The sequence below is a fragment of the Paenibacillus glycanilyticus genome, assembly GCF_030161375.1.
Lineage (GTDB): Bacteria > Bacillota > Bacilli > Paenibacillales > Paenibacillaceae > Pristimantibacillus > Pristimantibacillus glycanilyticus_B.
In genome coordinates, this window is sequence record NZ_BSSQ01000016.1 from 340916 (window position 1) to 360483 (window position 19568).

At 50.4% G+C, this 19568-nt stretch carries 20 protein-coding genes; 14 read left to right on the plus strand and 6 right to left on the minus strand.

The window, feature by feature from the left end:
• The 4 genes from QQK89_RS21630 to QQK89_RS21645 all read right to left on the minus strand — a co-directional run bounded on the left by QQK89_RS21630 (window position 1) and on the right by QQK89_RS21645 (window position 2525).
• On the minus strand, window positions 1–681 hold the full coding sequence (locus QQK89_RS21630) for a hypothetical protein (protein WP_284240742.1): 681 nt from the start codon (window positions 679–681) through the stop codon (window positions 1–3).
• Window positions 678–1574, minus strand: coding sequence for an ABC transporter ATP-binding protein (locus QQK89_RS21635; RefSeq protein ID WP_284240844.1), 897 nt, complete (start codon window positions 1572–1574; stop codon window positions 678–680). The genes QQK89_RS21630 and QQK89_RS21635 overlap by 4 nt, the downstream gene beginning before the upstream one ends.
• Complete coding sequence (locus QQK89_RS21640) at window positions 1574–1942, minus strand: GntR family transcriptional regulator (protein ID WP_284240743.1); 369 nt, start codon at window positions 1940–1942, stop codon at window positions 1574–1576. The genes QQK89_RS21635 and QQK89_RS21640 overlap by 1 nt, the downstream gene beginning before the upstream one ends.
• Window positions 1943–2084: 142 nt before the next feature.
• Complete coding sequence (locus tag QQK89_RS21645; RefSeq protein ID WP_284240744.1) at window positions 2085–2525, minus strand: MarR family winged helix-turn-helix transcriptional regulator; 441 nt, start codon at window positions 2523–2525, stop codon at window positions 2085–2087.
• Window positions 2526–2710: 185 nt separating this feature from the next.
• Between QQK89_RS21645 and QQK89_RS21650 the strand changes: the two genes are divergently transcribed.
• Window positions 2711–3193 (plus strand): glutathione peroxidase, encoded by a 483-nt coding sequence (locus QQK89_RS21650; RefSeq protein WP_284240745.1) that lies wholly within the window; start codon window positions 2711–2713, stop codon window positions 3191–3193.
• A 47-nt stretch (window positions 3194–3240) separates the two neighbouring features.
• Here QQK89_RS21650 and QQK89_RS21655 read toward each other — a convergent pair whose 3' ends face one another.
• On the minus strand, window positions 3241–3870 hold the full coding sequence (locus tag QQK89_RS21655) for an NAD(P)-dependent oxidoreductase (protein ID WP_284240746.1): 630 nt from the start codon (window positions 3868–3870) through the stop codon (window positions 3241–3243).
• Window positions 3871–4046: 176 nt separating this feature from the next.
• Here QQK89_RS21655 and QQK89_RS21660 point away from each other — a divergent pair, with 176 nt between their 5' ends.
• The 13 genes from QQK89_RS21660 (at window position 4047) to QQK89_RS21720 (ending at window position 18259) form a co-directional block, all read left to right on the plus strand.
• Window positions 4047–5258, plus strand: a complete 1212-nt coding sequence (locus QQK89_RS21660; RefSeq protein ID WP_284240747.1) for a polysaccharide deacetylase family protein — start codon at window positions 4047–4049, stop codon at window positions 5256–5258.
• Window positions 5259–5520: 262 nt separating this feature from the next.
• Window positions 5521–6891: an extracellular solute-binding protein gene (locus QQK89_RS21665; protein ID WP_284240748.1), complete on the plus strand. Its 1371-nt coding sequence runs from the start codon at window positions 5521–5523 to the stop codon at window positions 6889–6891.
• Between the two features lie 115 nt (window positions 6892–7006).
• Window positions 7007–7897 (plus strand): carbohydrate ABC transporter permease, encoded by an 891-nt coding sequence (locus QQK89_RS21670; protein WP_284240749.1) that lies wholly within the window; start codon window positions 7007–7009, stop codon window positions 7895–7897.
• 18 nt (window positions 7898–7915) lie between these two features.
• A complete protein-coding gene (locus QQK89_RS21675; protein ID WP_284240750.1) occupies window positions 7916–8791 on the plus strand; it encodes a carbohydrate ABC transporter permease in 876 nt (291 codons plus the stop codon).
• A gap of 83 nt (window positions 8792–8874) precedes the next feature.
• Window positions 8875–10716: a sensor histidine kinase gene (locus tag QQK89_RS21680; RefSeq protein WP_284240751.1), complete on the plus strand. Its 1842-nt coding sequence runs from the start codon at window positions 8875–8877 to the stop codon at window positions 10714–10716.
• Window positions 10717–10722: 6 nt separating this feature from the next.
• Window positions 10723–11895 (plus strand): response regulator, encoded by a 1173-nt coding sequence (locus QQK89_RS21685; protein ID WP_284240752.1) that lies wholly within the window; start codon window positions 10723–10725, stop codon window positions 11893–11895.
• Window positions 11896–11934: 39 nt separating this feature from the next.
• Complete coding sequence (locus tag QQK89_RS21690) at window positions 11935–13071, plus strand: ROK family protein (RefSeq protein WP_284240753.1); 1137 nt, start codon at window positions 11935–11937, stop codon at window positions 13069–13071.
• A gap of 14 nt (window positions 13072–13085) precedes the next feature.
• Window positions 13086–14474 carry an MATE family efflux transporter gene (locus QQK89_RS21695; RefSeq protein WP_284240754.1) on the plus strand — a complete coding sequence of 463 codons (1389 nt, stop codon included), beginning with the start codon at window positions 13086–13088 and terminating at the stop codon, window positions 14472–14474.
• 25 nt (window positions 14475–14499) lie between these two features.
• Complete coding sequence (locus QQK89_RS21700; RefSeq protein ID WP_284240845.1) at window positions 14500–15273, plus strand: threonine/serine exporter family protein; 774 nt, start codon at window positions 14500–14502, stop codon at window positions 15271–15273.
• An 18-nt stretch (window positions 15274–15291) separates the two neighbouring features.
• Window positions 15292–15735 carry a threonine/serine exporter family protein gene (locus tag QQK89_RS21705; protein ID WP_284240755.1) on the plus strand — a complete coding sequence of 148 codons (444 nt, stop codon included), beginning with the start codon at window positions 15292–15294 and terminating at the stop codon, window positions 15733–15735.
• A 3-nt stretch (window positions 15736–15738) separates the two neighbouring features.
• Entirely contained in the window at window positions 15739–16620 is an 882-nt protein-coding gene (locus QQK89_RS21710; protein WP_284240756.1) for a PhzF family phenazine biosynthesis protein, read from the plus strand.
• A 99-nt stretch (window positions 16621–16719) separates the two neighbouring features.
• Window positions 16720–17472 (plus strand): GTP pyrophosphokinase, encoded by a 753-nt coding sequence (locus QQK89_RS21715; RefSeq protein ID WP_284240757.1) that lies wholly within the window; start codon window positions 16720–16722, stop codon window positions 17470–17472.
• A gap of 10 nt (window positions 17473–17482) precedes the next feature.
• Window positions 17483–18259 carry a hypothetical protein gene (locus QQK89_RS21720; RefSeq protein ID WP_284240758.1) on the plus strand — a complete coding sequence of 259 codons (777 nt, stop codon included), beginning with the start codon at window positions 17483–17485 and terminating at the stop codon, window positions 18257–18259.
• Window positions 18260–18616: 357 nt separating this feature from the next.
• On the opposite strand, the gene QQK89_RS21725 is transcribed toward QQK89_RS21720, so the two are convergent.
• Window positions 18617–19450 carry a lipoate--protein ligase family protein gene (locus QQK89_RS21725; RefSeq protein ID WP_284240759.1) on the minus strand — a complete coding sequence of 278 codons (834 nt, stop codon included), beginning with the start codon at window positions 19448–19450 and terminating at the stop codon, window positions 18617–18619.
• Between the last annotated feature and the right edge of the window lie 118 nt (window positions 19451–19568).

Here is a 19568-nt window from a genome sequence, read left to right on the forward strand (position 1 = left end):
TTATACGGTCGATCTGCGGATCAGCACAAACGAGATAACCGCATAGCACAAGATGACGGGCAGGAACCATAGCGACAGCTCAAAGGCAGTTAGATCAACGATCCAATTCGCGATATTATCCCACCAGTCGTAGCTGATAATCACCACGGTTAGAACGGTTGTGGCCAATAGGCAAGCAAGCGTTAAGACGAATAAGCCAACCGCCCGGAACTTCCGGAAGACGCTGCCGATAATAAATCCCCAGAAGAACAACAGGACGAAAGTAAGGAAGTTGAATATAAACTGCTGAACGATATTGCCGTCCGTCAGGTAGGGAAGATGGAAGAAGTGAAGACCCGTCCCCCAGAAGTTGGTCGCTTTCTCGATGGCGCTTAACAGCAGAAGGCCGATTGCCATGAGAAAGCCGTTCGTAACGGCATGCAGGGTTGTGCCGAGGAAATAGTCGGTCCGCCGGATACTGAAGCTGATCGCAAACGGAAAGGTTTGCGGCAGAACGATGATGCCAAGTACAAACATATAAATGAAGATGGACATTAGCCCGCCGGTGTAGATCTCGACGCCGCTCAGAAACCCGACAATCAGATTAACGAGAAAGCTCGAGCCCAGGATCATGGACGGAATGATCATCCAAGCGAATTTGTCTCGTTGATGCATTTTTAATACATTGTTCACTCGATTCATCCTCTAGCGCCTCCCTTAACATCCTTTTTTCTGCTTGTTAATTGAACGATCAGTTGCTGCAGGGAAATAGCCGCGATCGCAAGACCAAGCGAATCGGCTTTCTTGCGTTCCTGTTCGGACAATCTGCCGGTTACGCCAGCCGTTAGAAGAGAGCCAAACGGTTCGCGCGAAATGACGGTTTTGCCCGCAATAAAGCTCTCAACGGCAGTAGCCGTGCCCGCTACGGTATAAGCGGAGCCGCGCAGTTCCTCGGCATCTTCGTTAATAAGAACCTTGCCTCCGTCGATGACGATAATATGCTCGAGCAGGCGGCTAACTTCATCTATTAAATGCGTGGACAATACGATCGTCCGCGGATTGTCGGCATAGTCGTCGATCAACCGGTCATAGAACAAAGCTCTGGCTACGGCGTCGAGGCCAAGATAAGGCTCATCAAAGATCGTAAGCGGCGCTCGGCTGGCCAGCCCCACGATGATCCCGACGGAGGAATGCATCCCGCGGGACAACTTCTTCATCTTGCGCTTCAGCGGCAATTGAAAATCCACGACCAGTTCATTTGCAAACTGGCGGTCCCAATTAGGAAAGAGAGAAGAAGACAACTCCAGTACATCCTTCACCGTATAGTTATCCGGATATTTCTGGCTTTCCTTGATGAAGCAAACTTGACTCAGCACTCTCGAATTCTCGTAAGGCGCTTCTCCAAACACCTTCAGTTCGCCGCTTGTCGCAAACAGCTGAGCGGTAATCATGTGCATGATTGTTGTTTTGCCAGCGCCGTTACGTCCAAGAAGGCCATAGATTTTGTCTGGCTCCAGCGTGAACGACACCTCGTTAACTGCTGTCACGTCCCCGTAGGACTTGGTTAATTTCTTCAGTTCTACTACGCTGCTCATCATTTCGCATCCCCTCTCCGAATCATATCCGTTAGTTGGTCGGTTGAAATCCCCAGCTTCTCTGCTTCGCGCATCATGGTTACGACGTATTGTTCGAAAAACTGCTCCTTGCGTTTCTCAACGAGTACAGCTCGTGCACCTGTCGCCACAAACATGCCAATCCCTCTCTTCTTATACAAAATTCCTTCATCCACCAGCAGGTTGACGCCCTTTGCGGCTGTTGCGGGGTTGATCTGATAAAAGGAGGCGAATTCGTTCTTCGAGGGAACTTGCGATTCCTCCGGAAGCCTTCCTTGAATGATGTCGTCTTCTATTCGTTCTGCGATTTGCATGAAAATAGGGCGGCTGTCATCGATGATTAATGTCATATTGTTATTCTCACCTCTTAGTTACCTAACCGGTTGGTTACTCATGTAATCAACTATACCGGAGGAGTTGTGCGGAGTCAATAGGCTAACTTGCAAAAAAAAAGCAGGATCCCTGTTTTTGCCAGGAATCCTGCTTTTGGATTTAAGTAGCATCGCTTATTTTGCTCATCAACGTTTGAACCTGCTTGCGCAAGGCGAAGATCTCTTCCGGGTCAACGGTTGTGCCTTCGAACAACCGAATCGGCACGAGGGATGCTTTCTCCTTCAGCGCTGCCCCTTCCTCGGTTAAACGCACGATCAAATGGCGCTCGTCGGCTTTGTCTCTTGCCCTTGTCAGCAGCCCCATGGCCTCCAGCTTCTTAAGCAGCGGGGTGAGCGTCCCGGAATCAAGCAGGAGCTTGGCGCCAAGCTCTTTCACGGATACATGGTCCTGTTCCCACAAGGCCAACATCGTAATGTATTGGGTATAAGTAAGGCCAAGCTCGGCCAGTATAGGGCGATAAAGCTTCGTCATTTCTCTGGAGCAGGAATAAAACGCAAAGCACAGTTGGTTTTCCAGCTTCAGCAGTTCGTCATTGTTCATGGGTCAGAACTCCCCTTATGTCAAATTCTCTATATAAATTGTATGCAATTAATTGGAGTGTCTGTATTGTAGCATTGCCTCTAAATCGTGTCAAAAAGGAATAATCCGTAATTGACAAGGCTATATAAATTGCATACAATTTAATCAAACGCAATCAATAAAAGACGAAAAGGAGTTGCTCGACTATGTCCTTATACGATATCGGAGTAAAAACAATTAAAGGTGAACAACAAACGCTTTCTCCTTATAAAGGCCAGGTGCTGCTTATAGTCAATACGGCGACCAAATGCGGATTCGCCCCGCAGTTCAAAGGATTGCAGAAGCTTCATGACGAGTACAAGGATCAAGGTTTTGCCGTATTAGGATTCCCAAGCAGCCAGTTCATGAATCAGGAGCTTGAGGACAATGCGGAAATCGCCCAGTCCTGCGAGCTGAATTTCGGCGTTAATTTCCCGCTCTATGCCAAGATTGACGTCAACGGCGATACCGCGCATCCATTGTTCCAAAAGTTGAAAAAAGAAGCGCGGGGGTTGCTTGGCTCCCAGCGCATCAAGTGGAATTTCACGAAGTTTCTCGTGAACAAGGACGGTCAAGTCGTGAAGCGGTTTGGTCCTAACGTAACGCCGGAGAAAATCAATGACGAGATCCAGGCGCTCTTGGGCAAATAAGTCAAAGCAGAGCAGGGCTGTCCCTAACCGGGGCGGCCCTGCTTTTATTAGTAGGCAATCCCAACGCGGGCTTTCGAATATTCCCGGCTGAACAATTGCGAATAAGCGAACAAGGCGGTATCTCCGGTCGTAATCCGGGTGCCGTTCTCGGGCAAATAACCGCGCTCTATACGATAGCCTCCCTCGGCCGGGCCATCCGGCAAATAGGTCGGGCAAACGAGCGTCCAATCCAGCTCCGACGTCTCCAAAATCCGTAACGCCGCATGATGCTCTTCGGCGGCGCGGGTCAGCTTCCGCGCGGATTCGCTGGATTGATAACGGAGCAGTCCCGGTTCGGATCGGCTGTCCAAAATCCCTGCCGTCCCGATCGCGACCAGCCGATTAATCCCCAGCTGTGACATCGTCTCCACAATAAGCGGGAAACTCTCCGACAATACAGATCCGCCGTCCGTGCTTAACGCGCTGACTACCGCATCTGCGCCGTTTAAGGCTTGCAGCAGCGCGCCAGTCTCCAACGCATTTCCTTCCACAATCTTGAGTTGTCCGCCGCTGCCAATCAAATCTATTAATTTGTCCGGATTTCTAGCAAGTACGGTTACGGTATGCCCATTCTCCAGGGCGTGCCCGGTTATCTGTCTGCCGACCCGCCCGGATGCTCCCAAAATAGCAATGTTCAATTGTTCTGCCTCCCGATATAATAGATTCATATTAAAATTTTATCATAATGGAGCAACATTCCAACGTGAAACTGCGTTTAATAGGAGTACTGATAAGCAACTATTTTTTTTGCCTTGCAAACTCCAGTATATGTCAGACTATGTAATAGATTGTTTTTCTAGGGGGAAGAAAGAAAATGAAACGCGCACGTGCAGCTCTATGGACCAATTTTATTCTAATCATTCTGTGTCTAGGGCTCTTGGCCGTGGCATGCTCCGTACCGAAAGGCCATCAATCCGCCAGCTTTTACGTCAATGGCGAGAAGGTGAAACAGCCGCCTCCAATTGATCTCGTCAATGGCGAGCCGATGGTGCCCGCCGCGTTCCTGGAATCAACGTTCCAGTCCAAGCTGGATTGGAAGCTCAAGAATGCGGGAAGCAACGGTGTTTATTATTCGAATCAAGTTGCTGTTCTCATGTATCATGATCTGGAGGAAACCCTTGCCATGAAAGCTAAACCGGCAGAGGCGGAATCTGCTATTCCGGTCGATCTGTTTAAGGAGCAGATGGAATTGCTGAGGAAAGACGGCTTCCATGTCATCTCGATGGATCAATACGCGGACTTTATAGACAATAAAATCGATGTACCCGATAATGCGGTTCTGCTTACGTTTGACGATGGTTATGAGAGCTTCTATAAAGATGCTTTCCCGGTGCTGGAGCAATACAAATACCCTGCGGTCAATTTCGTGATTGTATCCGGGGCGGACAACGCCGGTAATCCGAAGCAGAAGGGCCGGCCCAAAATGACTTGGGATCAAATGCGGGAAATGCAGAAATCGGGCATGTCGTTCTATAACCATACATACGACAGCCATAAATACGGCGTGATGCGCGCCGACGGATTAACGAAGCCGGTATTAACCCGGCATCAATATTTGAAGAAGGAGCAGCGGGTCGAGACGGACGAGGAATACCATAACCGCGTCAAGACGGATCTCGAGAAAGCCGAGCAGCACCTGAAAGCCGAGCTTGGCAACAAGCGGAGCATCATTGCTTTTCCGTATGGCGCTTATAATGCCGATGTGCTTGCTATATTAAATGAAGTAGGCATTACGTTATCCTTTACGGTCAAAGAAGGAATTAACGGACGGGGCCAAACAAACGGCTTCCGCGTGAACGGGGCGAAGGAAGGCGAGTCTGCAGCGCAGCTGATGGAGAAGCTGAAGGCGCTGGCCATGGATCATGCGGCGGTTACGGTGCACGTGGACGGCCAGGCAGCGGCATTCAAGGAGCAACCGTACAAAGGACCAAGCGGCGTCATGATTCCGCTTAAGGAATACTGTCAAATAAAAGGCATGAAATATCACTACAGCAAGTGGAAAAAGCAATACAAGATATCAGCGTAGACGATTAAGCCAAGATGAAAAAGCTGCATTTCCTGGGTAAAAGGGACCAGGGGATGCGGCTTTTTTTTCGAGTAAACCATCCTCTCCGAAGCCGATACTAACGGGTAGAGCGAAGGTTATTCGACAGTTTTCGAGGTGGGGTTTTTTAAGGGGGGAATCTCAAGACCTAAAGAAAACCTACCTCAAAACCTTAAGTTCACACATTGTAAGGGTTTGCAGATTTCATGATAATAAGAGCATAACAAACAAGGGGGATAAACAAATGGCTAAAATGAACATGAAAAGCGTTCTTGGTCTTGTACTTGCAGGTTCCTTGGCAATCAGCTTGACGGCTTGCGGTTCCAAAAACAATAACGAAGGCAACGCAAACGCAGAAGCTTCCAACAATGCAGGCGCTACTAACGCTGCTACAGAGAAACCGGCAAGCAACGAAAAAGTAACAATCACTTTCCAAAACATTTATCCAGATCCAACCGATCCTAAAAACCAAATGATGGCTAAAATCGTTAAACAATACGAAACAGACCATCCAAACGTTAAGATCGAGCTGGACTCCCTAAATACAGACCAACAAAAACAAAAGCTGAAAACACAAGCGGCTTCCAAAGAAGTACCGGACATCACAGTTGTTAACCCGGCAGCTCAAATGCAACCGTACGTGGATGCAAAACTGTTTGCGCCACTGAACGACATGGTTGAGCAAAACGGCCTGAAAGATACATTCCAAGACGGCGTTCTTGACTTCTACACATTCGACAACAACCTGTACGCATTGCCGGACGGCAACAACATCGGCGTTGTTTACTACAACAAAGATCTGTTCCAACAAGCTGGCATTACAAAAACTCCTGAAACGTTCGAAGAAATGATCGAAGACGTAAAAACATTGAAAGCTAAAGGCATCCAGCCAATGGCAATCGGCGAAAAAGATACTTGGACGGGTTCGTTCCTGTTCATGAACATCCTGCTTCGCACAAACGGCGGCCCTGGCTTCCTGTCTGACGTTGTAGCTGGCAAGAAAACATTCGAAGATCCTGCATTCGTTGAAGCGGTTGACGCTATGCAAAACCTGATCCAAGCTGGCGCGTTCCAAGAAGGCGTTACATCGTTCGACTACAACGCTGGCGAGAACATCTTCAAAACAGGCAAAGCTGCTATGTACTACATGGGTTCGTGGGCAACTGGCGGCATCGAAACATCCGAAGCTTTGAAGGATAAAGTAGGCGTATTCAAATTCCCTACTGTAAACGGCAAAGGCGACCCTAACCAATTCATGCTTGCTCCAGGATCCGCGTTCGCGATCTCTGCAGACAGCAAACACCTGCAAGAAACAAAAGATTTCCTGAACTACTTCATGCTGAACTTCCCTAAAGAAGCATTCGCTGTTAAAGGTGCTGTAGGTATCGCTCAAAAAGTTGACGGCGACTTCAAAGCAGCTGGCTACTCCGACATGGCAATCAGCGTTCTGGATCTGTTCAAAGAAGTTAAAGGCGGCGACCTGTCGTTCGATAACACAATGAACCCTGGTACTTCCCAAGGTCACTTGACTTCCATCCAAAACATCTTCGTTCAGAAGAAAGATTCTGCCGAAGTTGCGAAAGAGCACCAATCGGCTTTCGAAAGCAACAAATAATAACTAGCTCACAATAAAATAAAAAGCTACACACGGTGCGAAAGGAGTTCTCTCCCAGGAACTCCTTTCGCTCTGATGTATAAAAACAGCTAATAAAGATAGGAGGGCACACGAGATGAACGTACTGAAGGTTTCGAAGTTAACGATAGCGCTGTTCGTGCTGCCGTGTTTGTTGCTTTATGTCTGCCTCGTATTTGTTCCAATCATCGTTTCCCTGTATACCAGCACACTCGAATGGAACGGGATCGGCGAATCGAAATTTATCGGTCTGGATAACTTCAACAAATTGTTATTCCATGATGCCGTATTTTGGCCAGCTGTACGCCATACGTTAATGTTTGCAGTATTCTCTATGCTTGAAATTCCAATCGCTTTGTTTGTCGCAATCTTGCTTAGCCGCTTCGTTAAGAAGCCGAATTTCCTTGTCTCCAGCTATTTTATGCCGGTAATTTTGTCGGTAGTTATTATCGGACAACTTTGGAAAACAATCTACAACCCTGCGTCCATGGGCGGCATGCTTAACCAGGTACTTGACTGGGTAGGCCTCGGCAGCTGGTCCCAGCAGTGGTTGACGGATCCAGATATCGCGATGTACAGCTTGTACTTCGTAGCTTTGTGGCAATACCTTGGTTATCACACTCTCATTCAGTTCACGGGTATTCAGAACATTCCGTCGGATATTTATGAAGCCGCTAAGATTGATGGCGCTGAGGGCTTGAAAGCTGACTGGCATATTACATTGCCAATGAACGTTCCGATCTTCAAAATCTCGATTGTCCTTGCCTTTATCGGCTCGCTTCAATCGTTCGACATGATTATGGTTATGACAGGCGGCGGTCCTGGTAACGCAACAGACGTTATCGCGACGCATATGTACAGAATGTCAATCTTGTCGATGAAATATGGATACGGAAGTGCCATTGCAGCCATTCTGGTTGTAGTCTGCCTTGTCGCAACAGTAGTTATCAACTATGGATTCAACCGTCTGGAACGGAAATACACGTAACGAAGGAGGGATACGACCATGAGCCAAAGTACAACTACTGCAGCGTTGCCAAGAATTAAGCCGCAAAGAAAGTTTTCGATCGGGAAAACATTGATGTGGATTCTTCTGTCAATTCTGATAGTCACCCAATTGTATCCGCTCTTGTGGCTGGCAATATACTCGTTAAAGACTAATGAAGAAATTTTGTCCGGCCAATTTTTCGCTCTGCCGCATGTTCCACAGTGGAGCAACTATAGTTCGGCGATGGAGTCGGGCAATTACGTTAAATATTTGCTTAACAGCTTGAAAGTAACCTTGATTACAATGGTTGGCGTGTTGTTCCTCAGCTCGCTTGTATCATTTGCGATCAGCCGCTTCAAGTGGAAATACGGTCAGGCCGTTATGGTGCTTTTCCTAATCGGGATGATGATTCCGATGCAGGCAACTCTATTGCCGCTGATGATTATCTTCAAAAACATTCACATTCTGAATACGCATTGGTCGCTCATTCTGCCTTACATCGCATTCCAGACGCCAATTGCCGTATTTATTCTAAGCGGATTTATGAAGTCGATTCCCAATGAGATTGAGGAATCGGCAATCGTGGACGGAGCAGACGTCTTCCGGATCTTCTGGAGCATCATCCTGCCGGTATCGGTTCCGCCAATGATGACGGTATGTATTCTGACTTTCATTAATATCTGGAATGAATACATCCTGGCAGCTACATTCATCTCGACAGAGCGGCTGAAGACTTTGCCTTTCGGGGTATACAGCTTCGTCAGCCAATACTCGGTAAACTATGGTGCAATCGGTGCATTCCTCGTTCTAGGGGCTTTGCCGGTTATCATCATTTACTTCTTGCTCGCAGATAAGATCACTAAAGGTATGGTAGCAGGTGCGGTGAAGGGTTAATCCCCTTCCCGCTTTTTTGCGTTTTTTTATGCTACAATGAAATGTAGATTTGTTCGATAAACCTTTATAGGATGGTGCAAAGGTTGGCGCGTTACCCAGGCATACACTCCATACAAAACCGATTGTTTCTACTATTGTTTTCCTCGATGATGACTCTTCTCATCCTGGTCAGCTTTCTTTATTATCAGAAAACGGCTGAGATTATCCACTCCAAGATCAGTGATCTTGCGGAGAAAAACGTATCCCAGACCGTAGGTTTGTTTGATCTTTTGCTTGAGGGCTATGACAGCGTAACCAAGTCGCTTAACAGCAACTATGAGCTGTCGAGACTGCTGCTCGAAGCCGATAAAGAAACGAATGTCAGCGTTAGCGTTATGAACGAGCGCTCGATTACGAATATTATTGGTGCCGCCTACTTTTCCCGCGATGATATTGTAGGCATTCACGTCATGTCCAAGGGCGGCAAGCTGTTCAACTATGAACGGCGGTTTGCCGGTCTGGTTGACCAGGATTACCGCTCAACAGATTGGTACAACAAGCTGGTCAGCTCCAAAGGCGAGATGGTGTGGCTTGGTTTGTCGAGGGGTTCCGTATTGAACAGCTTCCTGCAGGAGGAGCCGGTCTTTATATTCGGCCGCCAGCTCTATGACCTCACCAACTATAAACCGGTGGGGGTTGTCTTGATTGAGACGGATCCGAAGCCGATTCTGTCGGCGTTATCCAACGCCTCGATTAGTCCGAACAGCCGGGTTTTTATCGTCAATAAAACAAGCGATATTATCGCTTCTACGGACGAGCAGCAGGACGATCTGTCGATAGAGGCAAGCGGCGCGGAGCAGCTTCCGGTCCCTTCCTTCAGCGGACTTCCCCGGCCCAAAGACGACGAGATTATCGTTGATAACAAGACGGACAACCTCATTGTAGCGGCAAAAGCCGCCGTTGCGGAGTGGACGGTATTCGCGCTGACGCCAAAGTCGGATATCAGCGAAGAGCTGGTACAGACGAGGTTGTATTTGCTTGCCGTCATTATTGCCGTCATCTTGCTGTCCATTATGCTCGCGACTTTAATATCCAGAAATATTTCTTCTCCGCTGAAGCTGTTGATCAGAGAGATGAAGCAGGTGGAACTTGGTAACTTCAGAGGTTCTGTGAACGTGAACTCGTTCGAAGAAATCAACAGCCTCGTATCATCCTTTAACCGGATGGTTCATCGGATGGATGAATTGATCGAACGGATTACGCTTTCCTCGATCAGCGAAAAAAACGCGGAGCTGCAGGCGCTTCAGTCGCAGGTTAATCCACATTTTTTATATAATACGCTCGACATGATTTATTGGATGTTGGACGAGCGGGAGAATGACCGGCTTGGCCGGGTAATCCTGTCGCTATCCCATATGTTCCGCTACAGCAGCGACTGGCAGGAAGCGTCGAAGACAACGCTCCGTCAGGAGCTGGAGCAGATGCGGCATTACATGACGATTATTGAGAACCGTCTGGTGGGCCGGGTGAGCACGGAGATTCAGGTCGATCCGGTCTGGCTGGATGCGATCGTTCCGAAGATGACGATCCAGCCGGTTATCGAGAATGCGGTTAAGAGCGGACTTGAGCCGCTTGACCGCCCGGGACTGCTGAGCGTGTTCACGGTAGCGGATGAAGAAGCGAACGAACTGCGTATTGTTATTGAAGATAATGGCGTTGGCATCGAAGAGGAAGCATTGACGGAGCTGCAAACGATGCTCCGCGATTCCAGCCTTGGCCGCAACTACAATGCGCAAGAAGGCGGGCGCAGAGGAATTGGTCTGCCTAACGTGCACCGCCGGATTGTGCTCATGTACGGCGAGCCGTATGGACTTAGAATTTCAAGCGAAAGAGGAAAAGGGACGACGGTAGTGATCGCTATACCGCTGCCTGCCAGAGGAGGTTAACGGGCGATGAACATATTAATCGTGGATGACGAGACCGTCATACGGGAAGGCATCCAACGAACATTAAGCAACCGGTTTCCGGAATCCAGTACTTTTCTGGCCGTGAATGCGGAAGAAGCGGTCGCTCAATTGCGCAAGCATCGGATTGACATTGTGCTGACCGATATTCTGATGCCGGGGATGACAGGACTCGAGCTCATGAATTTGACCCGCACGATTTATCCGCATGTGAAATGGGTCGTGATCTCCGCTTATTCGGAGTTTAGCTATGCGCAAGAAGCGGTACGGCTTGGAGCGAAGGACTATTTGCTTAAGCCGATCGGCAAGGATGTATTGGCGGAGATGATCGAGAAGATCAGCGCCGAGATCGAGCGCGAGCGGGAGCTGATGGAAGAAGCGGAGCTTCTGAAGCTGAACCGCAATTACTTGCGCGAAGCGGTATTTCAGCGCTGGGCGCAAGGGCTTGATATCGGAAGATTCGATATGAAGCCGGTGATGGACAGCCACCCGCATTTCAACCTGATTATGGTCAAGATGGAGAGCGATAAGGTCGTTCAGCTCGAGCATTTTATGATCGAAAACGTGCTTGGCGAGCTGATTGAGAAGCATGGCCAAGGGTTCGTCACGATCTATGACAGCAAAAGCCTGCTTGGTCTGGTTACCCTTCCGGAAGGCGGATCCATGACAAGCCTGCTGGAGGAGCTGCGCAAGCATCTAATCAAATATTTGCGCGTGCCGTTCCAGATCATGCACACCGATCGGATTGAAGATATCGATGCCGTACCGGGCGAAGTGCAGCGTATGCGCCAAGCATCGTCCACGCAGGTATATGAGCATTATGCTAGCGGCAGCGATCAATCGATCGAGGTGGCGCTTCAATATATCCGCACGCATTATCATGCCGATTTGTCGCTTGAGAAGGTTGCGTCCATTGTTTATTTAAATCCGGTTTATTTCAGCCAGCTGTTCAAGCAGAAGACGGGGGCCGGGTTCAAAGAGTATGTCATCGGCCTGCGGCTTGAGCAGGCGAAGCAAATGCTGCTTAATCCGAAGCTGAAGCTTGCGGATGTAGCCGAGCGGATCGGTTATCAAGACATGCGTCATTTCTCGCAGCTGTTCCGCAAAAAGTACGGAGAGACGCCGTCCGAGTTCCGTCAGCGGGAGAGCATAGAGAAGTAGCTTAAAACTTCCACCGTAAGGGTTATAAGAAGGAGTCCTATGTCCATTAACAAGACACCGGCCAATCGGGTTTATACCTATATCGCGCAGCGGGGGATCGTCTCAAGGGCTGAGCTGATGAAGGAGTTCGCGATGACAAGCAGCAGCATGACGCGGCTGCTGGAAGAAATGATCGCAGATAATCGGCTGCAGGAGCGCGGTTTTGGCAGCTCCACAGGCGGCAGAAGACCAATTTTATACGAAACCAATCCAACCTATGGCTATTTGTTTGGGCTTGAGATTTCGCGGATTTACTCGTCTATGGGTCTGTACGACATGCATATGAACCGGCTATCGGCCATACGCTGGACCATGGATGAGACCATGTCGCCGGATGTATTTATGAACCGGGTGCATGACGCTGTCCGCCAATTCGCGGAGGAGCACGGGCTGGAGCAGGCCAACATCATCGGAATGGGCGTTGGCGCAGTTGGTCCGCTTGATCGGGAGCGGGGTCTTATATTGGATCCCGTCTATTTCCCTGCTCAAGGCTGGCATAACCTGCCGATCTGCGAGCTCTTGGAAGACCGGCTGGGGTTTCCGGTTTTACTCGATAACGGAGCGAATACGGCGCTTGTCGGGGAGCACTGGGCGCTTAGAAGCGAGAGCTACCAGCATATGCTTTACGTGCATGTGGGCGCCGGCCTCCGCTCGGCCGTTATGTCCAACGGTCAGCTCGTATACGGAGCGACGGACATGGAAGGTGCCATCGGCCGGATGATTATTCAAGCCGGCAATCCTTTGCAGCCGGGCAGCTCGATGGACGGAGCTTTGGAATCGATCGTATCCGTTCATTCCATTGAGAACGGAGCAAGAAGTTTTGACCAGCTGCTGCAAGCTTTGGCGGCCGGCGATACGGTCGTTCGGGAGAAGTTCCGGCAGGCGGCAGCTTACCTTGGAATCGGATTGGCGAATCTGATCAATGTGCTGCACCCGGAACAAGTCATACTTGGCGGCGCGCTTATTAACGCGCACGATAGCGTGTTTGAAACGGCCGTAGAGGTGGCAACCAGCCATACGTATTATTATCCGCAATATAAACCGCTGTTCTCCAAAGGTTTGCTGAAGGAAGACGCTGTTGCGGCCGGGGCGGCGGTAATGGTGCTGAAGCAGCTGCCGCAAAAGAATTTGACTTAAGAAGAGGTGTCATCATGACAGCCGCACATGCGGGGAAGCCATCAAGAGAATTTAATCTCTTTTTTCTGACATGGCCGATTTTTCTGGAATTATTGTTGTTTATGCTAATGGGCGTTGCCGATACATTAATGTTGAGCGCGATCTCGGATAATGCGGTATCGGGCGTAGGGGCTTCCAATCAATATTTGTTTATAGCTCTACTAGTGCTTGAAGTCATCGGCAACGGAGCCTCCATCGTGGTGGCGCAATATATCGGATCAAGACAAATGAAAGAAGCGGCCAAAATCTCGGCGCTTAGCGTTACGCTTAACCTTCTTGTTGGTATTCTCATGAGTCTTGCGTTTATCGCATTTAACGGCCTTATTTTGCAAAGCCTCAATTTGCAAGGCGAAGTGCTTGAGCACGCGAAGACATATTTATCCTTCGTTGGCGGGTTTATTTTTCTGCAGGCGCTTATTAATTCGGTGTCGGCGATTATCCGGGTACATGGCTTCACGAAGGAAGCGATGTTTGTATCGCTTGGGATGAACGTGATCCATATTGCCGGCAACTACGCCCTTATATTCGGTCACTTCGGATTCCCGGAGATGGGCGTGCATGGCGCGGCCGTCTCGACGGTCATCAGCCGGGCGCTTGCGCTTGTCGTTTTCTTCTGGATGTTGTATCGCATCATGGAAGTGCGCATGAAGATGCGTTACTACTTCACATTATCCAAGGCTTATATTGGCAAGATATTAAAGATCGGCATACCGTCCGCACTCGAACAGGTGATGTATCAGGGCTGCCAGATGGTCTTTCTCTATTATGCGACGTTCCTCGGCGAGGAGTCGCTCGCTGCCCGCCAATACGCGGCGAATGTCTCGCAATTCATTTATTTGATGGCTTTCTCGATTGGACTCGGCACTTCGATTATCGTTGGGCGGATGATTGGCGCGGGCCGCCAGACGGACGCGTATTACCGGGTATGGTACAGCACGGGCTGGGCTTCCGCTTCCAGCGCGGTGATGATTGCGGTTGTTATGATTTTCCGCGAGCAGCTGATGACGATGTTTACGAGCGATCCGGAAATTATCCGGCTTGGCGCCAACGTCCTGCTGTACAGCGTCATTCTGGAGACCGGCCGAACCATCAACATTATTCTCGTGAACTCGCTTCGGGCATCGGGAGACGCGAAGTTCCCGTTATGGGCGGGGACGGTATCCATGGTAGGCATGAGCTTGCCGCTTGGTTATCTCTTTGTATTCCAGCTGGATATGGGGCTGCCGGGCATTTGGCTGGCGATTGCGGCCGATGAGTGGCTTCGCGCCTTTGCGATGTTCTTCCGTTGGCGCAGCCGGGCATGGGAGAAACATGCGCTTGTAAATCGGGATATAGCGGAGCAGCCGGTCACGACGGCAACGTAACCAAAGCTAAAGGGAGCAATAAATGATGACTTCAACTGTGGCGGAGCAGCCTCTTAACTCCTATCATCTGATTGCGCAAACCTGCTTGCTGGCGGGGAAAATCATACTGCAAAACGGCGGCGAAACGTACCGGGTAGAAGATACCATGGTGCGGATCGCCGCTGCTTATGGGGTTTCCGATGCGCAAAGTTATGTGACGCCAACCGGGATCCTCTTCGCGATGGACGCCTCCATACCAACGACAAGGCTGATTCGGATCTCGGAGCGTTCGGTTAATTTGCGCAAGGTATCGCTCGTCAATGATATATCCCGGCGCATCAGCGAAGGAAAGCTGGACGTGAACGAAGCCCACCGGCTGCTGGTTGAGATCGACGAGCATTCATTTGCTTATCCGGTTTGGCTTCAGGTACTGGTCGCCGCCCTTGCCAGCGGCTGCTTCCTCGTTATGTTTGGCGGGCGTTGGCATGACTTTACGGCTGCCTTTTGCTCCGGGGGATTAGGGTTTATGAGCGTCGTCATGCTGCACCGGCTTGTACCGGTTAAGCTGTTCGCGGAATTTGTGGCGTCGTTAATCTTGGGCGGCGCGGCGATTCTGTTCGTAAAGAGCGGAATCGCAATGGACAAGGACCTTGTGATTATTGCTTCGGTGATGCCGCTTGTACCGGGCTTGCATATTACAAATGCCGTGCGGGACTTAATGGCGGGGCATCTCGTATCGGGCTTGTCCAAAGGCGTGGAAGCGTTTCTGACCGCTTTCGCGATTGGAGCGGGCATGGCAGCCGCGCTGTCATTTTATTAACTGGAGGAGGGGACAAGTTTGCCCTGGATTCAGCAAGCGATTTTGAGCTTTATGGCGGCGGTCGCCTTTGGCCTTATCTTTAATGCGCCAAGGCAGACGCTTCCTCAATGCGGCGTTGTTGGCATGATCGGCTGGCTGCTGTATCTGGCCTGTTCGGACATGGGGCTGGAGGCGATTCCGTCTACTCTGATTGCGGTAATTATCGTTGCTATTATCAGTCAGTTGTTCGCCAAGCTGTACAAGACGCCTATTATCGTGTTTAGCGTAGCGGGCATTATACCGCTTGTACCCGGAGGTACCGCTTACGATGCGATGCGCAAAGTCGTTGAGAACGAATACGATATTGCGGTTCAGCTCGGCGTAAAAGCGTTTATGATCTCCGGTACGATCGCAATTGGCCTAGTGCTGTCCGAAGTCGTCAATCAGATGATTCGCAGGACGTATTTGGTGAGGAGAGGGTAAGAAATGCAATTTTATATGGTAGATGTATTTGCGGAGCGGAAATATCAAGGGAATCAGCTAGCCGTCTTGCTGCCTGACAAGGAGCTTGCCACTTCCGAAATGCAGCAGATTGCAAAAGAATTCAATTTCTCCGAGATTACCTTCATCCTGTCGGATCGGAAGACGGATGGCGGGTATGAGGTGCGGATATTCACCCCCGATCTGGAAATTCCGTTCGCGGGCCACCCGTCGTTAGGGACGGCTTATGTGATCCGACATTTATTGGAAGAGGACCTTAAAGATGAGCCGGTTGTCCTGAACCTTGGCGTTGGACAGATTCCGGTAAGCTTTTCGGAGGGAGAAGGGGATATTCCGGTCCTGTGGATGAAGCAGAAACAGCCGGAATTCGGCGCGGCTATCGATCCGGCGGTTGTGGCCGGTATTCTGCAGATCGATCCGGAAGCGATAGATGCGAAGTATCCGATTCGTACCGTTTCCACGGGTCTCCCTTCGGTTATTGTCCCGCTGAAGACGCTTGATGTGGTACAGCGTTGTGCTATTCATCACGGAAAGTTTGAGCGTTTCCTGAAGGATGTTGCGGATGCGAATATTCTTGTGTACGCGCCGGAGACTATACATGAGGCCAATGACCTTCATGTCCGCGTATTCGTCAATGATACCGGGTATTACGAGGATCCCGCGACCGGCAGCGCGAACGGGAATTTGGCAAGCTACTTGCTGGAAAACCGGGTGCTGGAGAAGGACCGTATTGAGCTGCGGGTGGAGCAAGGTTATTCCGTCGGCAGGGATTCCTTGCTGCTGATGGATGCCTCGAAAAGCGGAGAATTGTTCGATATCAATATCGGCGGCAAAGTGTTTCCCGTGGCCAAAGGCGAATGGCTGTAGGGCGGTAAAATTGCGATTGCTGTCTTGGGGACGTTATACTGAATAGGAATACTACCGGTCTTTCGTAACGAGGGTGGCCGGAGCCAGGAGGCAACAAGCATGAATCTTCTTAGCAGCGTTTCGCAATTTCAGCAGCTGAAACAATTGATTACGCGTTTTATGATGACGTATAAGTTTGCGCTGGACGAGATGGAGACAAAGATTGAAATTTTGAAGGAAGAATTTCAAATGCTCCATGATTATAATCCGATTGAACATACCAAATCCCGGCTGAAGTCGCCGGAAAGCATTATGAATAAGCTAGTCCGCAAAAACATGGACATTTCGCTGCCAAGCATCAAAGAAAATATCCGCGATATCGCGGGGCTGCGCATTACTTGCTCCTTCATCAAGGATATTTATTTGATCTCGGATATGCTCAAACGGCAGTCGGATCTAAAGGTTCTCGAGGTGAAGGATTACATCAAGAATCCCAAACCAAACGGTTACCAAAGCTTGCATATGCTCATTGAGGTGCCGGTGTTCTTGTCCGACCGCGTCGAGCAAGTATGCATCGAGGTGCAAATCCGGACCATTGCCATGGATTTCTGGGCAAGTTTGGAGCATAAGATCTTTTACAAATACAATGCTTCGGTGCCGGATCGTCTCGTGCAGGAGCTGAAGGCGGCTGCCGAATCGGTGACCGCGCTTGACCGCCAGATGGAGCGGCTTCACCGGGAGATGGGCGAGATTAAGGAAGACAACGATATGGATGCCGAGGAGCAGTTGAGACTTCTGCAAATCGACAACCAGCAGTTTAACATTCCGATTGCGCTCTTGGAGATGATAAGCGATAAGTCGGGAAATGAATAGAGGAGACAGTTTGAAACTGATTACAAACACGAATCCGTATCGCCTGGAACAGGGAAGCGAGATGGATTTTGGTCGTGCCGTGTACGAGACGATGGCCAAAGTTATTCTCGCTTTTCGCGAGCCGGAGACGGATATTCTTTTTCAATATACGAATTGGGACAAGGACAAGGATCCGCATAAGGAGAATCTCATTCTGGATGCGGCGGAGACGTATCATGCCGGGGCTATTCTGGATCCGGATCAGACGATTGGCCAAGCCGTGAAGGAGATTCTGCTGCAGCATTATGCGCCGGAACGCGACCCTAAGGAAAGCAAGGCGGTGATGGATCAGCTGCTTGCCTATTTCAAGGAGGTCCCGTTCGAGGAGCTAAATGAAGAGGTTCTGCGGAAGATCGGGTCCATTGTGCATGAAGACCAGGCGGTGTACACGCTGGAGGATAAGGACGAAGCTACCCAAGAGTTCGTAAACAGACGGCTGGTCGACACGAATTCGGTGTGGCTGCTGCCTTATGATCGTCCCGTTTATTTGAAAAATATATTGTGGTACCGGGCCAACTCGGAAGAAGATATTATTCATTCTTTTGAGCTCGCGGACTGGTGGTTTACGTGTGCCGTCGTGGAGCGCGATCGGGCGGTCGAAGAGTATCGCTATTTTTTGAATTATACCGAAGACGGAGATGGCGGCATGGTATTGCTCATCTCGGCTGCGGATGAGCGGCATTTCAAAGCCGCGGTTATTCCGCGGATTCAGGAGCTGCTGGGCGATAGCTTGGAGATCGTAGAGTAGCGGCGTGGAGGTCTTAACGATGTCGCACATCGTTAAGGAGGCAACGAAGGCACGGCGTGTAGGTATTAACGATGCGGCTCATCGTTAAGCTGTGCCAAATGGAGCGAAAACCCGCCGAAATCGGTGCTTTTGCTGGCCTTAGCGATGTGGTACATCGTTAAGGAGGCAACGAAGGCATGGTGTGGAGGTCCTAACGATGCGGCACATCGTTAAGAGCCTAGAACGAGACCGAATTCAGTCACATACGGCGGAAAGCCGGCATAACGGCAAATCTTAAGGAAAAAAAGACCCTGGCAGGGTCTTTTTTTGTTAGATCGCACGCTAGATCGCACGCTAGATCGCACGTTAGATCGCACGCTAGATCGCGTAGCGATTATGCAGCGTTTCCGTCATCTCGCGCACTTGGCCCACTGTCGGCAGGATCAGGCTGCCCGCGGCGGGACGGCCCTGCTGGGCTTCCGCGACGACCTGCTTCACGGCCTGCGCGAATGCTTGCGAGGCGTTGGCGCCAAGTCCGGCGAGCTCTTCCAGGCTAGCGGTACTATCCGCGGTTACGATCGGGAAGTTAGCGGGGTCCGCTCCGACTGCCGCCATGTCATAGAATGAACGGACAAGCCGGGCACGTTCGGCCCCCGAGCCTTCCGCCACGATAAAGGCTTGAATGACAACCGCGTGGGCTTGGCGCCGCTGGGCAATGCCGCAGAACTTAAGGCCGCCGATGCTCAGGTCGAAGTCGCCCGGGCAGTAGGCGCCGGCGATCTCGCCTTTGTCGACCCGTCTCCCGGTACCGCGAAGCGCTAGCGAAATGAGCTCATACATCTGCTCGAAATTGTAATGGAAGTGGAAATCAAGCACGTTGCTCTTCGGCAAGATGAGCGACAGGTTCACGACTCCCGCGTCGAGCGGGACAGCGGCTCCTCCCGAATTGCGCACGGCCGTATCCCATCCTGCGGTCTCGAGCAAATCGCGGGCTGCTCCTGCGCCAGGCAACCGGCTGTCGCGCAGCCCCATAATGAAGGCGCGTTTGTGGCGCCATAAATGGCATACCGCCGGCCCTCCCCGTCCCGTGTTTCTGCATAACAGCTCGTCCAGGGCAAAGGCATGCAGCGGGTCTTCCTCCGAAAAATCATTCATCCGGTCAAGCAGGACAAGGTCCCGCTCACCCAATTGCTCGATTGCGCTCCATTTCATCTACAGCACCTCTCTCTAACCAGCTCCGTTAATCCCATCATACTGGTCCTCCCCCGCCAAGACAAGACATGCCGTTTTCTTGCATATATCCGCCGCTGCCAGCCGGGTATAGCCTGTA